Below are 15,263 nucleotides of genomic sequence, written 5' to 3'. Positions count from 1 at the left end.
CGCAGGACTCAATCTAATGAATGAAGCCATAAGGCTTCTAACCGTAGGAACTACGGGAGTAGCCTAATTAAAAATTGGCCGATAGGCTAATGTTCTTAGGAATCCCCCACTTCTATCAGACCGTAAGGTCGATAAGTGGTGGGTAGTTCAATTATAATCAATTACATGAAGACTGGTTTCGTAATTTCTGTCTGTTAAACCATATAAGTGATCATGATCAAACAATTTTTAATAAAATGTTAGAGAATATTATTCCAGACAGATGCTTTATGTTGCTGACTGATGATAGCGGAACAGTGTTAGCGTGTGGACTGGGTGTTTTAGAAGGCGAATACTTAGGGTTGTTCAATATTGTTACGCAAGAAAAATTTCGAAACCAAGGGTATGGAGCAAAACTTATTAAAAATCTCTTGCATTGGGGAAAAGAAAATGGGGCGAAAAATGCTTATCTACAGGTTATATTATCGAATGCCCCTGCATTAAACCTGTACGCTAAATTAGGGTTTGAAGAAAAATATAAATATTGGTATAGAATTAAAAACTAAAGAGTAAAAGCTGCTCCTTTTTTGTTCATACTTTAAAAACTTATTATCAACAAAAGTAAAAAAACTATTGGACTTGCCTTCATTCGACTTATATGTTCAGGTAATATTCACTGCTCTACTACTGATTATCAGCCTTTATGCTTACTTTTTCTGAATTTCAGCAATTGTAAGAAAATCCCGGTTGTATTATAATGAAAAAGAGTATTGAGAATATTCAGAAGGAGGGGGCAAATGAGCAATAAGCCGTGGCAAGCTATTTATCCGGAACAAATACCAGCTGTTTTGTCGTATGAAGATAAACCTCTTTATTCATTTTTGAAAGAGTCTGCTGATGAATTTCCTGATAAGGTGTCGATTCATTTCCAGGGAAAGGAATTAACCTTCAAAGAAGTGTACGTATCAGCTTTAAAGTTCGCAGCCTATTTAAAAGGTATCGGTCTTCAAAAGGGAGAACGAGTTGCCGTCATGCTTCCTAACTGTCCACAAGGTGTCATTAGCTTTTTTGGGATACTAATGGCTGGGGGAGTCATAGTTCAAACTAATCCAACCTATACGGAACGCGAACTCGAGTATCAAATGAAAGACTCCGGAGCGAAAATAATCGTAGCGATGGATATTTTATTTCCCCGTGTCACTGCGGTTGCCCCAAGAACAGGAATAGAACACATCATTATAACCGCCATCAAGGAATACTTGCCTTTCCCGAAAAATCTTATCTATCCCTTTATTCAAAAAAAGGAATACGGTATTGTCATCAATGTGGAGCATGCGGGTAATCACCATCTATTTACTGAAATCATGAAACGAAAAATACCAGAAGAAGTCGCTGAGCCGATTGATGTGCAGAATGACCTGGCCCTTTTACAATATACAGGAGGAACAACCGGTTTTCCTAAAGGGGTTATGCTCACCCATAAGAACTTGCTTGCAAATACGAAAATGTGTAATGCTTGGCTTTATAAAAATAAACGTGGTGAAGAACGGATTCTAGCGATTCTTCCATTTTTCCATGTGTACGGTATGACGACTGTATTGGTTCTTTCCGTTATGGAAGGGAACACGATGATCATTATGCCAAGGTTCGATGTTGAAGCAACGCTGAAAACAATTCAAAAGCAGAAACCAACAATGTTTCCAGGCGCACCAACGATGTATATCGGTCTCTTGAACCATCCGGATATTGCAAAATATGATCTTTCTTCTATCAATGCTTGTATAAGCGGTTCAGCACCACTTCCATTAGAGATTCAAGAGCAGTTTGAGAAAATTACGGGCGGGAAGCTGGTTGAAGGCTTTGGTCTTACGGAAACATCTCCGGTTACCCATGCCAACTTTATTTGGGATCAGCCTCGGGTTAAAGGAAGCATTGGATTGCCTTGGCCGGATACGGACTCAGTAATTCTGTCACTAGAAAGTGGCGAAGAGCTTCCGCCGAATGAAATTGGTGAGATTGCAATAAAAGGGCCGCAGGTAATGCAGGGATACTGGAATCGCCCGGAAGAAACGGAAAACACATTTAAAAACGGCTGGCTGCTTACAGGCGATTTAGGTTACATGGATGAGCAAGGTTTCTTTTATGTAGTCGAAAGGAAAAAAGATACAATCATTGCAGGCGGCTTCAATATTTACCCTCGTGAGGTCGAAGAAGTACTATATGAGCATGAGGCTATTCAGGAGGTAGTTGTGGCAGGAATTCCAGATCCATATCGTGGTGAGACGGTCAAAGCCTATGTCGTTCTGAAAAAAGATGCAAGTGTGACAGAAGAAGAGTTGAATAAGTTTGCGAGAAAGAGTCTAGCTTCCTATAAAGTACCGCGCAGCTATGAATTTAGAGAGGAACTTCCTAAAACGACGATTGGAAAGATATTACGCAGAGTTCTTATTGATGAAGAAAAGAAAAAAATATCAGAGGAAAGAAAAGAAGCGTAAAGAAGCTTAACCTTCTTACGGAGCAGTTGTTCATATAGCTCCGTGTTTTTACAGAACAACTGGACAACCTAAAGATCTGAGTTGTACAATAAACATATTGGAAAGTGTAGGACCCTTAAGAAGTTTTTGCTTGACAGTAAAGGGGCGCCATTTTATGATAGAAATATGAATGATGATTCATTCATTTTCTGAAAGGGGACATCCAGTGAAAAGCAACAGACCGAAGTATAATCAAATTATTGATGCAGCCGTTATCATCATCGCCCAAAACGGCTATTATCAAGCACAAGTATCCAAAATCGCCAAGCAAGCAGGCGTAGCGGATGGCACCATTTATCTTTATTTTAAAAATAAAGAAGATATTTTAATATCATTATTTCATGAAAAGATGGGCTATTTTGTAGAACAGATTGAAGAAGAACTTAAGGGAAAGAGCTCAGCTTCAGAAAAGCTGTATGTGCTCATTCAAAAACATTTTCAAATCCTTTCAGAAGACGTGAATTTAGCAATCGTCACTCAGTTGGAATTAAGACAGTCGAATAAAGAATTACGCCTAAGAATTAATGATGTGTTAAGAGGATATTTAAATTTAATTGATCAGATCATTATAGAAGGAAAAGAGAACGGCGAATTTCTGCCTGATTTAAATCATTTACTTGCTAGGCAGATGATTTTTGGAACGATTGACGAAACAGCGACAACTTGGGTGATGAATGAGCAAAAGTATTCACTCTCAGACCTTGCAAAAGATGTTCACCGCCTTCTACTGGGTGGATGCAGCTTGAAAAGTTAACGATTTTAATAGAGGGTGGCTTAGTCATCCTCAAAAAAATCGATTAATCAGCTTTCCAGTTTTATGGGGAAGTGATACATATTGAATTTTCAAAAAAGTTTGACTAGCATGCCGGGAGGGATATATATGGAATACCTTAAGCTTTCAATCGAGAATCATGTTGCTTTTATAACGATTAATCATGCACCTGCAAACGCGTTGTCTTCGGTAATCATTAGAGAGCTGTCACAAGCCTTCGATCAAATTGAGGAGAACGAGAACGTACGGGTTGTCCTTCTTCATGGAGAAGGTAGGTTTTTCTCTGCTGGAGCAGACATTAAAGAGTTTACAGAAGTAGAAAACGGTAAAGCTTTCGAGAAACTGACCAAAAATGGTCAATCTGTATTTGAAAAAATTGAATCTTTTCCAAAACCGGTTATTGCAGCTATTCATGGAGCAGCGCTTGGCGGGGGATTGGAACTGGCTATGGCCTGTCACATCCGTTTAGTAACAGAACGAGCAAAACTAGGTTTGCCTGAGCTACAGCTTGGATTAATTCCTGGATTTGCTGGCACACAACGGTTACCTCGTTATGTCGGTACGGCAAAGGCCGCTGAAATGCTATTTACAAGTGAGCCAATTACAGGAGTACAAGCTGTGCAATGTGGATTAGCTAATCATGCCTTCACAGATGAAGAACTTATTCCGAAAGCGAAGGAATTAGCCTTTAAAATTGCTAAGAAAAGCCCTCTTGCATTAAAGTCGACTATTGAACTATTAAATTATACTAAGCATGATTCCTACTATAAAGGTGTAGAAAGAGAAGCTGTCCTATTCTGCCAAGCCTTCGATACTGCTGATGCAAAAGAAGGAATTGGTGCTTTTATCGAAAAAAGAGAAGCAATATTTAAAGGGAAATAGTAGTGGTGTTTCATTTCAAAACTAGTGAATTAATAACTTATTTTTATACATTATGCAGGATTTTGGTGAAATCTGTAGAATACAAAGTAGTATGTTTAAAAAATTCATAATCTTCAAAACTCAAATTATTCGGGAGGTATTATCGTGAACATATATGTGCTGCTGAAAAGAACATTTGATACAGAAGAAAAAATTACACTTTCTAACGGGAAAATTAATGAGGATGGAGCAGAATTCATCATTAACCCATACGATGAGTATGCTGTAGAAGAAGCAATCCAAGTTCGTGATGCACAAGGTGGAGAAGTAACGGTTATTTCCGTTGGAACTGAAGAAGCTGAAAAGCAATTGCGCACTGCGCTTGCTATGGGTGCTGACAAAGCCGTATTAATAAATATTGAAGACGACATAGAAAATGGCGATCAATTCACGACTGCCAAAATTATTGGTGAATACTTAAAAGGTAAAAATGCTGATTTAATCATTGCTGGGAACGTAGCAATCGACGGCGGTTCTGGCCAAGTAGGTCCGCGCGTTGCTGAGATTTTGGGAATTCCATATATTACAACAATCACTAAATTGGACATCGCTGCTGGAAATGTAAGCGTTATCCGTGACGTTGAAGGAGATTCTGAAACAATCGAAGCTTCTCTTCCATTGCTAGTAACAGCTCAACAAGGATTAAACGAACCGCGTTATCCTTCTTTGCCAGGAATCATGAAAGCGAAGAAAAAACCACTGGAAAAATTAGAATTGGACGACTTGGATTTGGAAGAAGAAGATGTTGAAGCAAAAACAAAAACAATTGAAATCTACCTTCCTGCTAAAAAAGAGGCTGGAAAAGTGCTGAACGGCGAGATTAGCGATCAAGTTAGCGAACTTGTTCAATTATTACGCAGTGAAGCAAAAGTAATTTAATAGAAGCGGTTCTTTTCAAAATATACTACACACAACAAAAAGATAAAATAGAGCACAGGAGGTTTTTATAAATGGCTAGAAAGTTTCTTGTATTGGGCGAAGTTCGCGACGGTTCACTAAGAAATGTATCATTTGAAGCAATCGGTGCGGCTAAACTTGCAGCGGATGGCGGAGAAATCGTAGGTGTTTTAGTTGGTGACAGTGTTCAAAATTTTGGGAATGAATTGATCCAGTATGGTGCAGACCGAGTTGTAGCAGTTGAAAATGATCAATTAAAACAATATACATCAGATGGTTATGCGCAAAGCTTGCTTGCTGTCATAGAGCAGGAAAAACCAGAAGGCATTTTCTTCGGTCATACTGCACTAGGAAAAGATCTAGCGCCAAAACTAGCTGGTAAGCTTGAATCAGGTTTAATCTCCGATGTTACTTCTATTGAAGAAGAAGGCGGAAACATCGTTTTCACTCGCCCGATTTATTCTGGTAAAGCATTTGAAAAGAAAATTGTCACAGCTGGAATTGTGTTTGCAACTGTTCGTCCAAACAATATTGAACCATTAGCGAAAGATGAGTCCCGTTCTGGTGATGTTTCTACATTAAGTGTAGATATTAAAGACTTGCGTACGATTATTAAAGATGTTGTGAGAAAAGCAAGTGAAGGGGTCGACCTTTCAGAAGCAAAAGTAGTCATTGCCGGCGGACGTGGCGTAAAAAGTGAAGACGGTTTTGAACCATTAAAGGAACTTGCTCAAGTTCTTGGCGGTGCAGTCGGTGCTTCTCGTGGTGCATGTGATGCAGACTATTGCGATTACTCTTTGCAAATCGGCCAAACGGGTAAAGTTGTTACTCCAGACCTATATATTGCCTGCGGAATTTCTGGAGCTATTCAGCATTTAGCTGGTATGTCCAACTCTAAAGTTATCGTTGCCATCAATAAAGATCCAGAAGCTAACATTTTTAACGTAGCTGATTATGGAATTGTCGGAGATCTTTTTGAAGTCATTCCATTACTAACAGAAGAATTCAAAAAGTTAAAAGTGAACGCGTAATCGAAAGCATTTAAAGTATAAACAATATAGGTAAGGAACAAGGCATTTGACAGTTAGCTGATAAATGCCTTGTTCTTTTTTGTGTTGTAATTTTAATGAATTATTAAGCTATCAGGAAGAGCTAAGAAACCTGTATATTTACTCTGTTTTTGGACATCCTACCACTGAAGCAAAATATTAGCATCGATTCTAGTAACAATGGTATACTGTCTTTAGTTATTTGAGTAAATTTGAGGAGGATATATATATGGCTATTGTAAATGCAACTGACCAAACTTTCACAACTGATACTAGCGAAGGTGTCGTTCTTGTAGACTTCTGGGCTCCATGGTGTGGACCTTGTAAAATGATTGCTCCTGTTCTTCAAGAACTTGATACTGAAATTGGCGACACAGCTAAAATCGTAAAAGTGGATGTAGACGAAAACCAAGAAACAGCTGGAAAATTCGGCGTAATGAGCATTCCGACATTAATCGTCCTAAAAGACGGTGAAGTAGTAGATAAAGTTGTTGGTTTCCAACCTAAAGAAGCTCTTGCTGAACTTATTGCAAAACACGCTTAATATTAAGTTAGCTAAAAAAAGCTTCAAGTCTGTGGACTTGAAGCTTTTTTCGCTATCTTGATATATAATTAATTGTAAACAGGGAGAACAGGAGGCTGAATGTATGAACCAACAAATAAAGAATAAACTTGCCCTTCTTCCCGATCAACCAGGTTGTTATTTAATGAAGGATCGTCAGGGAACGATCATTTATGTAGGAAAAGCGAAAGTATTAAAAAACCGTGTGCGCTCTTATTTCACCGGTTCCCATGATGGGAAAACGTTCCGACTCGTTAATGAGATAGACGATTTTGAATACATCGTTACCTCGTCAAATATTGAGGCCCTCATTTTAGAGTTAAACTTAATCAAAAAACATGATCCAAAATATAATATCATGCTGAAGGATGACAAGACGTATCCATTCATCAAGTTGACTGCTGAACGGCATCCGCGTCTAATCATTACGAGAAAAGTCAAAAAAGATAAAGGTAAATATTTCGGTCCGTATCCGAATGCCTTTGCGGCCAATGAAACGAAAAAATTACTCGACCGCATCTATCCTCTTAGAAAATGCAATACCCTACCGGATCGCGTTTGTCTCTATTACCACCTCGGGCAGTGCCTGGCTCCATGTGTGTATGATGTAGAGGAACAGGAATATAAAAAAATGGTGGATGATATCAACCGATTTTTAAACGGCGGCCATACTGAGATAAAAAAAGAACTGACAGAAAAAATGTTAGAGGCATCAGAAGAGCTTGATTTCGAAAGGGCAAAGGAGTTCCGTGACAAAATTGCCCACATCGATATCACGATGGAGAAGCAAAAAATGATGACGACTGATTTTATCGACCGTGATGTATTTGGCTATGCCTATGATAAAGGGTGGATGTGTGTTCAGGTATTTTTTGTGCGACAAGGGAAATTGATAGAAAGGGATGTTTCCCTGTTTCCAGTGTATAATGAACCGGATCAGGAACTTCTTACATTCCTAGGTCAGTTTTACGAGATTACCAATCACTTTAAACCAAAGGAAATTTTGCTGCCAGAGTCAGTAGATGCGGAAATGGCTGAAGGGCTGCTTGGTGTGAAGACGATTCATCCAAAACGGGGATCGAAAAAGGATATGCTTAAATTGGCGAATAAAAATGCCGCCATAGCCCTTCAGGAAAAGTTTTCTATGATTGAACGAGATGAAGAAAGAACGATCAATGCGGTGGAAAATCTTGGGGTGCAATTAGGTATCTATACGCCGCATCGGATTGAGGCTTTTGATAACTCGAACATTCAGGGCAGTGATCCGGTATCCGCTTTAGTTGTGTTTATTGACGGGAAGCCGGAAAAAAGAGAGTATCGCAAATATAAAATCAAAACTGTCCAGGGACCTGATGACTATGAATCGATGCGTGAAGTTGTACGCAGAAGATATTCACGCGTTTTAAAAGAAGGGCTGCCACTTCCGGATTTAATCATTATTGATGGTGGAAAGGGACATGTGGAGGCTGTTCGAGATATTTTAGAAAATGAACTGGGTCTTGATATTCCGCTTTCTGGTCTCATTAAGGATGAAAAGCACAGAACATCGCAATTGATGATTGGCAATCCACTGGAACTGGTACCGCTTGATTCGCGTAGCCAGGAATTTTATTTGTTGCAAAGAATTCAGGACGAAGTGCATCGGTTTGCGATTACGTTTCATCGCCAGCTACGCGGGAAAAATGCGGTTCACTCGCTGCTTGATGATATACCTGGAGTCGGAGAAAAACGAAGAAAGCAATTGTTAAGGCATTTTGGTTCATTGAAAAAAATTAAAGAGGCATCGGTAGAACAAATTATAGAGGCAGGCATGCCAAAAGGAGTAGCTGAAGGAATCGTTAGAAAATTGCAAGAATAATCTTGCTACCTACATTTCTCTATGCTATGATAAGAAGGAATTTTCAACTAGACAACTTAAAAGTGCTGATAGAGGTGCGGAATTCAAGAGTAAAAACCTGGAGAAGTATGAGCTTCGATGAAAGGTTTTGAAAGGGGATAACGCCGAAGGAAGACAAGACTCATACCTTGTTTTTCTGGTCTGACATTTAATAAATGGCGGATTGTCAGGGGGTATACCCTGGAGAGCTATCTCACTGTGTTTACTGTATTAAATACGTGATCACAGCAATGAGATATTTCTCATTGCTTTTTTTATTGCCTAAAAAAGATAAAGAGGGTGCATTAGGATGGCATTAATCGTTCAAAAATTTGGCGGGACATCCGTCGGTAGTGTCGAGAAAATCAAAAATGTTGCCAATCGAGTAATCGAGGAGGCAGAGAATGGGAATGAGGTAGTCGTCGTTGTTTCAGCTATGGGGAAAACAACAGATGAATTAGTTTACATGGCTCAAGATATTTCCAAAACCCCAAGTAAGAGAGAAATGGATATGTTATTGACGACTGGAGAGCAGGTCACGATTTCCCTGTTAACGATGGCTTTAATTGAAGCGGGGCGTGAAGCTATTTCTTTCACCGGCTGGCAGGCTGGCATGCAAACAGAATCCGTTCATGGGAATGCCCGGATTTTAAACATTGATGCTTCGAGAATTCAAGCTCAGCTTCAGGCAAAGAAAATTGTGGTCGTTGCAGGTTTCCAAGGGAATGATGCAAATGGAGAAATCACGACACTAGGGCGGGGCGGGTCTGATACGACTGCAGTGGCTATTGCTGCAGCATTAAATGCGGACCGATGCGATATTTATACCGATGTAACGGGTGTATTTACAACAGACCCACGTTACATAAAAGACGCTCGAAAACTGCAATCTATTTCTTACGATGAAATGCTAGAACTTGCCAATCTAGGGGCGGGTGTCCTTCATCCAAGAGCTGTTGAGTATGCGAAAAACCACCAGATTCCGCTTGAAGTCCGTTCAAGTATGGAGAAAGAAGCAGGAACTACCATTGAGGAGGAAGCAACTATGGAAGAAAATTTAATTGTACGCGGTATTGCTTTTGAAGACAGTATTACAAGGGTCACAGTGAATGGTTTGCCTCGATCACTAGGATCATTATCCACAATTTTCATGACACTTGCAAAAAACCGGATAAACGTTGACATTATTATCCAAAGTATGACAGCAGAGGATACAACAAACCTTTCTTTCTCCATAAAAAGTGAAGATACAGAATCTGTTTTAAACGTGCTAGAAAACAATAAAGACCAATTGGCATTCGATAGAGTAGAAACGGAGGGCGGATTGGCCAAAGTGTCTATCGTCGGTTCAGGAATGGTATCTAATCCGGGAGTGGCTGCCGAAATGTTTGAAGTGATGGCTAACACAGGTATCCAAGTGAAAATGGTCAGCACATCTGAAATTAAAGTCTCAACTGTCGTCAATGAAAAGGAAATGGTGAAGGCAGTCGAAGCACTTCATGAAGCGTTTAAATTAGGACAGCATGCAAAAGTGCTTGTTTGATTGCTTGGAGTCTAATGAAAAACAGACTTCCGACAAAAAGGGTAAGTCTGTTTTTGGGCTCATTAGATTGGGTCTCTAGGATCCCATTGAATGGTAAATGTCACTTTTTTTGCGCGGCGTTTGATTTCTTCTGTCGATTCACTTAAGAATTTTTTCTGCAGTGTAAACTGCTCGGCAAGGAAACCGGCTTCAAGTTGGAAGTGACAGTCAGGATGAAGATCTAAGCGACGGCTGATTATTTCTCCTGTTAAGGATAATTCCATCTCGGTTTTCGAAAACTTTATGATTTCAAGATGGCCCCAGCCTGCATTTTGGAAAAATGCAACAACTTCCTGTTCGCCATTCAGTGGGAATTTTCTCGCTAACTGTTTACCTGCCCAATAGAGAATTTGATTAGAATCTTTTCCGAGAATATCGTTCAATAATACTTCTCTGATTAATTCGTAGCCGAAAGCTGGAACTTGAGATTCTTCTGTTTGAATTTCTTCTTCTTCTATCGCTGCAGCAATATTTTTTTTCATAGTTTATCGCCTCTTTCTGTAAATCTATTATAAACGTTTTTCTTTTGCAAATTATACTGTTTTTTTATTATTTCAATCGTAATTGGGAAAAAATGAGAAATTATTCCGGGATATTAATAGATTAATTAGTAATTTCTCCAAGTTATAATCTTAACAATTAAAAATTATACAATTCTAACCAATAAAATCTATTCTGAAAAAGAGAATTCTTGTATCCGTTTTCTTGACGCACATAGAAGTCAGGAGTAAAATGGACATGTCACATAATTGTAAGAAAGTATAGGGATGTTTCAAACTCTATACTTTATTTTCACGCGGAGATAAAAGGTAGCCACCAGTTTATCTTTGCATGATTTTTCACAAATTAAGGGGGGGCACTTAGTGGCAAAAAATCGTGAGTTTGGGAATCGTAGACTTCATTCACTACTTGGAGTTATTCCGATCGGGCTGTTCTTGTTGGAACATTTAGTTACCAACTATATGGCAACAAAGGGACCGGAATCATTTAATTCAGCAGCACATTTCTTAGAAAGCATACCGTTTCGTTATTTCTTGGAAATCTTCATCATTTTCTTACCTTTGATTTATCATGCAGTTTACGGGATTTATATCGCGTTTACGGCTAAAAATAATTTGGGTAGATTTGGATTTTTCCGGAATTGGATGTTCTTTTTACAACGTCTAAGCGGAATCATTACGTTGATTTTCCTTGTTTGGCATGTTTGGTCAACTAGAATTCAAGCAGCATTAGGTACAGAGGTTGACTTTGACATGATGGCAGAGATTTTCTCTAATCCATTTATGATTGCATTTTATTTAGTTGGGGTCATTTCGACAATTTTCCACTTCTCTAATGGATTATGGTCATTTGCAGTGAGCTGGGGTCTAACAGTATCACCAAAATCGCAAAAAATCATGACTTACGTTACTTTGATCGTTTTCGTTCTTCTTTCTTATGTAGGGGTTAGCGCAATTTTTGCTTTCGTATAAGAAGATAGAGTTCATTTATAAGTATTAGGAAAAACATAGCTTTGCTAATGGAAATAAGGGAGTGACAGAATTGGGTAAAGGTAAAATTATTATCGTTGGTGGAGGTCTAGCTGGTTTAATGGCTACGATCAAAGCAGCAGAGCTGGGACAACAGGTTGATTTATTTTCTTTAGTACCTGTTAAACGCTCTCACTCAGTTTGTGCCCAAGGCGGAATCAATGGGGCAGTAAATACAAAAGGTGAAGGGGATTCTCCATATATCCACTTTGATGATACAGTTTATGGCGGAGATTTCTTAGCTAACCAACCACCGGTTAAAGCGATGTGCGATGCAGCACCATCGATTATCCATATGTTTGACCGTATGGGCGTAATGTTCAACCGTACTCCGGAAGGTCTTCTTGATTTCCGTCGTTTCGGTGGTACTCAACATAGCCGTACAGCATTTGCTGGTGCAACAACTGGTCAGCAATTACTTTACGCATTGGACGAGCAGGTTCGTCGTTATGAAGTAGAAGGCCTTGTAACGAAATATGAAGGCTGGGAATTCCTTGGAGCTGTTATCGATGACGACCAAACAGCACGCGGTATCGTAGCACAGAACTTGACTTCAATGGAAATCAAATCATTCCCTGGTGACGCTGTCATCATGGCGAGCGGTGGTCCTGGAATCATTTTCGGTAAATCAACTAACTCAATGATTAATACAGGTTCAGCAGCATCCATTGTTTATCAACAAGGTGTAAATTATGCAAATGGTGAGTTCATTCAAATTCATCCAACTGCAATCCCTGGAGATGATAAGCTTCGTCTAATGAGTGAATCTGCTCGTGGTGAAGGTGGACGTATCTGGACATATAAAGACGGAAAACCTTGGTATTTCCTTGAAGAAAAATACCCTGCTTATGGTAACCTTGTACCTCGTGATATCGCGACTCGTGAAATCTTCGACGTATGTATGAACATGAAGCTTGGTATTAATGGAGAAAACATGGTTTACCTGGATCTTTCGCATAAAGACCCTAAAGAACTTGATATCAAACTTGGCGGAATCATTGAAATTTACGAGAAATTCATGGGTGAAGATCCTCGTAAAGTTCCAATGAAAATCTTCCCTGCAGTTCACTATTCTATGGGCGGACTTTGGGTGGATTATGACCAAATGACAAACATTAAAGGTTTATTTGCTGCAGGAGAGTGTGATTACTCTCAACATGGTGGTAACCGTTTAGGTGCGAATTCACTTCTTTCTGCAATTTTTGGTGGTTCAGTTGCTGGACCGAATGCAGTTAAATATATTGAAGGCCTTGATAAAACTTCAGAGTCTATTCCTTCTTCATTGTTTGATGGTTACGAAAAACAACAACAAGAAAAATGGAATGCAGTAATGTCTCTTGATGGTAATGAAAACGCGTATGTTCTACACAAAGAACTTGGTGAGTGGATGACACAACATGTTACTGTAGTTCGTTACAATGACAAGTTGAAAGAAACTGACAACAAGATTCTTGAGTTGATGGAACGTTACAAGAAAATTAACATCAATGACACTGCTAAATGGAGCAACCAAGGGGCAGCCTTCACTAGACAGCTTCAAAACATGATGCAATTAGCACGTGTTATCACAATTGGTGCTTTAAACCGTGACGAAAGCCGCGGAGCTCATTACAAACCTGATTTCCCAGAACGTAATGATGATAAATTCATGAAAACGACAATGGCGACATTCAAAGGCTTGGATCAAGCACCTGAATTCCATTATGAAGATATTGATGTATCACTTATCGCACCACGTAAACGTGATTACACTACGAAACATTAAAGAGGGGGAGCAAAAAAATGGTTGAAACTAAATCTGAGACTAAAACAGTCCGTTTTATAATCACTCGTCAAGATACACCGGATTCAGCTCCTTATGATGAGGAATTTGAATTAGCGTACCGTCCGAATATGAATGTAATTTCTGCTCTAATGGAAATTCGTCGTAATCCAGTAACAGTACAAGGCAAACACACTACAGCAATCGCTTGGGACATGAACTGTCTTGAAGAAGTATGTGGTGCTTGTTCAATGGTTATCAATGGTAAACCTAGACAATCTTGTACAGCTCTTATTGACCAATTAGAACAGCCGGTTCGTCTTGCTCCAATGCGTACTTTCCCTGTTGTTCGTGACCTTCAAGTCGACCGTAGCCGTATGTTCGACTCATTGAAAAAGGTAAAAGCTTGGATTCCAATCGATGGTACGTACAATCTTGGACCAGGACCACGTATGCCAGAAAAGAAACGTCAATGGGCTTACGAATTATCTAAATGTATGACTTGTGGTGTATGTTTAGAAGCTTGTCCGAACGTAAACAGCAATTCAGACTTCATGGGACCACAACCATTATCACAAGTTCGTTTATTCAACGCACATCCAACTGGTGCAATGAACAAAGCTGAACGTTTAAATACAATTATGTCTGATGGGGGCCTTGCAAACTGCGGTAACTCACAAAACTGTGTGCAGTCTTGCCCTAAAGGAATTCCTTTGACTACATCGATTGCAGCATTAAACCGTGATACTACTATTCAACAATTCCGTAACTTCTTCGGAAGCGACGAAGTTTAATAATGAGAAAAGAACCTGTATCTTAGGATATAGGTTCTTTTTTTGTCTAAAAAAATGTGAACAGCTTCACATCTAAAATCTAAGGTGAGAAATAACGGATTTTAATGGTGGGGATATTATCTTTATATTGTTTTTTCTGGGGTTCTTTTTATTAAAGATTTATTAATTGTGTCATTTATTCGTTTGTAAAAATACGGAAAAACAAACTTCTAGTATAGAAAACAAGCCTAACGAAATGCTGGAAGCTCGTCAGTCTGAAAAAAACGAGAACGAATGTGTAACAGAGGTGTATGGAATCATTCATGTAACAACTCCTCAGGATATCTCCAACAATATCTACACGAATACATTGCTACTACATCCATCCCCAGAATATTCAATGAGTGTTTTAGATATTCAATACAAGGACCAAAATGGAGAATGTCGCCGTATTGAAACGTACCCGACTAAGCAGGTTGATAATAAAGAAGTTCCGGTGGAAATCACGGAAGCAGGAAAGTTAGTATTCTCTTTCCCAAAGAGAAAGATCACAGAACTGCAAATCAAGGTGAAACAGCCTTACTGGTTCCGGCATGACAATAAAAGAGTCTTTCTGTATGGATTCCAAGATATTGTGGAGTAAAGAGTTTCACAAGATACGGCAGAGTTTGTTACGAAGTTTTCATTAGAGGGGACAGATCGTCGCGTCACTAATGTAGGTTCACCAAACATAACAACACCGGTTGGTTGTCCTACATTTAATGATTACACAGCCAAACATGAACTGTACTTTGATGAAGGACTAACAGAGAAGTTTGATTTCTCAACTGATATCTTTCAACCGCTACAAGTTGTATATGTAAAAACAATACTAAAGACAGCCGGGGATCAAGTACCTATCCTACGAGAACTTGAACTACCTTACCGCCATGAAGAAATAATCGAATAAGAAAAAAATAAGAGCATCCTCAACAGGATTGCTCTTTTCGTGCGCCCGGCATGGGTGCAATCTATAGGGTGAAAGTCC

14 protein-coding genes and 1 riboswitch are annotated in these 15,263 nt (G+C 39.2%); of the genes, 13 read left to right on the top strand and 1 reads right to left on the bottom strand.

Annotated elements, in window-relative coordinates:
- Positions 1–191: 191 nt before the first annotated feature.
- From AKG34_RS17275 to AKG34_RS17235, 9 genes are all read left to right on the top strand, one after another.
- Complete coding sequence (locus AKG34_RS17275; RefSeq protein ID WP_083450827.1) at positions 192–545, top strand: GNAT family N-acetyltransferase; 354 nt, start codon at positions 192–194, stop codon at positions 543–545.
- 231 nt (positions 546–776) lie between these two features.
- Entirely contained in the window at positions 777–2,474 is a 1,698-nt protein-coding gene (locus tag AKG34_RS17270; protein WP_053347225.1) for an AMP-binding protein, read from the top strand.
- A gap of 205 nt (positions 2,475–2,679) precedes the next feature.
- Positions 2,680–3,267 carry a fatty acid metabolism transcriptional regulator FadR gene (locus AKG34_RS17265; protein WP_053347224.1) on the top strand — a complete coding sequence of 196 codons (588 nt, stop codon included), beginning with the start codon at positions 2,680–2,682 and terminating at the stop codon, positions 3,265–3,267.
- A gap of 126 nt (positions 3,268–3,393) precedes the next feature.
- Entirely contained in the window at positions 3,394–4,167 is a 774-nt protein-coding gene (locus AKG34_RS17260; RefSeq protein ID WP_053347223.1) for an enoyl-CoA hydratase, read from the top strand.
- Between the two features lie 144 nt (positions 4,168–4,311).
- Positions 4,312–5,085: an electron transfer flavoprotein subunit beta/FixA family protein gene (locus AKG34_RS17255; RefSeq protein ID WP_053347222.1), complete on the top strand. Its 774-nt coding sequence runs from the start codon at positions 4,312–4,314 to the stop codon at positions 5,083–5,085.
- A 71-nt stretch (positions 5,086–5,156) separates the two neighbouring features.
- Positions 5,157–6,134 carry an electron transfer flavoprotein subunit alpha/FixB family protein gene (locus AKG34_RS17250; RefSeq protein WP_053347221.1) on the top strand — a complete coding sequence of 326 codons (978 nt, stop codon included), beginning with the start codon at positions 5,157–5,159 and terminating at the stop codon, positions 6,132–6,134.
- 241 nt (positions 6,135–6,375) lie between these two features.
- Positions 6,376–6,696: a thioredoxin gene (gene trxA, locus AKG34_RS17245; protein WP_328113193.1), complete on the top strand. Its 321-nt coding sequence runs from the start codon at positions 6,376–6,378 to the stop codon at positions 6,694–6,696.
- Positions 6,697–6,799: 103 nt separating this feature from the next.
- Positions 6,800–8,572, top strand: coding sequence for an excinuclease ABC subunit UvrC (gene uvrC, locus AKG34_RS17240; RefSeq protein WP_053347220.1), 1,773 nt, complete (start codon positions 6,800–6,802; stop codon positions 8,570–8,572).
- A gap of 61 nt (positions 8,573–8,633) precedes the next feature.
- Positions 8,634–8,810: riboswitch (Lysine riboswitch) on the top strand.
- Positions 8,811–8,900: 90 nt separating this feature from the next.
- Positions 8,901–10,133 (top strand): aspartate kinase, encoded by a 1,233-nt coding sequence (locus tag AKG34_RS17235; RefSeq protein WP_053347219.1) that lies wholly within the window; start codon positions 8,901–8,903, stop codon positions 10,131–10,133.
- 62 nt (positions 10,134–10,195) lie between these two features.
- On the opposite strand, the gene AKG34_RS17230 is transcribed toward AKG34_RS17235, so the two are convergent.
- Positions 10,196–10,654: a YslB family protein gene (locus AKG34_RS17230; RefSeq protein ID WP_053347218.1), complete on the bottom strand. Its 459-nt coding sequence runs from the start codon at positions 10,652–10,654 to the stop codon at positions 10,196–10,198.
- Between the two features lie 381 nt (positions 10,655–11,035).
- On the opposite strand from AKG34_RS17230, the gene AKG34_RS17225 reads away from it, so the two are divergent.
- The 4 genes from AKG34_RS17225 (at position 11,036) to AKG34_RS29025 (ending at position 14,879) form a co-directional block, all read left to right on the top strand.
- Positions 11,036–11,644 carry a succinate dehydrogenase cytochrome b558 subunit gene (locus AKG34_RS17225; protein ID WP_053347217.1) on the top strand — a complete coding sequence of 203 codons (609 nt, stop codon included), beginning with the start codon at positions 11,036–11,038 and terminating at the stop codon, positions 11,642–11,644.
- Positions 11,645–11,714: 70 nt separating this feature from the next.
- The gene (sdhA, locus tag AKG34_RS17220; protein ID WP_053347216.1) at positions 11,715–13,466 is read left to right on the top strand and encodes a succinate dehydrogenase flavoprotein subunit; all 1,752 of its coding nucleotides are present in this window, start codon (positions 11,715–11,717) and stop codon (positions 13,464–13,466) included.
- Between the two features lie 17 nt (positions 13,467–13,483).
- Positions 13,484–14,257 carry a succinate dehydrogenase iron-sulfur subunit gene (gene sdhB / locus AKG34_RS17215; RefSeq protein WP_053347215.1) on the top strand — a complete coding sequence of 258 codons (774 nt, stop codon included), beginning with the start codon at positions 13,484–13,486 and terminating at the stop codon, positions 14,255–14,257.
- A gap of 235 nt (positions 14,258–14,492) precedes the next feature.
- Positions 14,493–14,879, top strand: coding sequence for a hypothetical protein (locus AKG34_RS29025; protein ID WP_236694964.1), 387 nt, complete (start codon positions 14,493–14,495; stop codon positions 14,877–14,879).
- Positions 14,880–15,263: the final 384 nt, after the last annotated feature.

The sequence above is a fragment of the Peribacillus butanolivorans genome, from assembly GCF_001273755.1.
Taxonomy (GTDB): domain Bacteria; phylum Bacillota; class Bacilli; order Bacillales; family DSM-1321; genus Peribacillus; species Peribacillus butanolivorans.
Note: the sequence above shows the minus strand (reverse complement) of the source record. Positions and strands in the feature narration are given on the sequence as shown.

Excerpts from the sequence above, each read along its gene's own strand:
- uvrC (WP_053347220.1), top strand. The coding sequence starts at position 6,800 with ATGAACCAACAAATAAAGAATAAACTTGCCCTTCTTCCCGATCAACCA.
- AKG34_RS29025 (WP_236694964.1), top strand. The coding sequence starts at position 14,493 with ATGCTGGAAGCTCGTCAGTCTGAAAAAAACGAGAACGAATGTGTAACA.
- AKG34_RS17260 (WP_053347223.1), top strand. The coding sequence starts at position 3,394 with ATGGAATACCTTAAGCTTTCAATCGAGAATCATGTTGCTTTTATAACG.
- AKG34_RS17230 (WP_053347218.1), bottom strand. The coding sequence starts at position 10,654 with ATGAAAAAAAATATTGCTGCAGCGATAGAAGAAGAAGAAATTCAAACA.
- AKG34_RS17270 (WP_053347225.1), top strand. The coding sequence starts at position 777 with ATGAGCAATAAGCCGTGGCAAGCTATTTATCCGGAACAAATACCAGCT.
- AKG34_RS17250 (WP_053347221.1), top strand. The coding sequence starts at position 5,157 with ATGGCTAGAAAGTTTCTTGTATTGGGCGAAGTTCGCGACGGTTCACTA.
- sdhB (WP_053347215.1), top strand. The coding sequence starts at position 13,484 with ATGGTTGAAACTAAATCTGAGACTAAAACAGTCCGTTTTATAATCACT.
- AKG34_RS17235 (WP_053347219.1), top strand. The coding sequence starts at position 8,901 with ATGGCATTAATCGTTCAAAAATTTGGCGGGACATCCGTCGGTAGTGTC.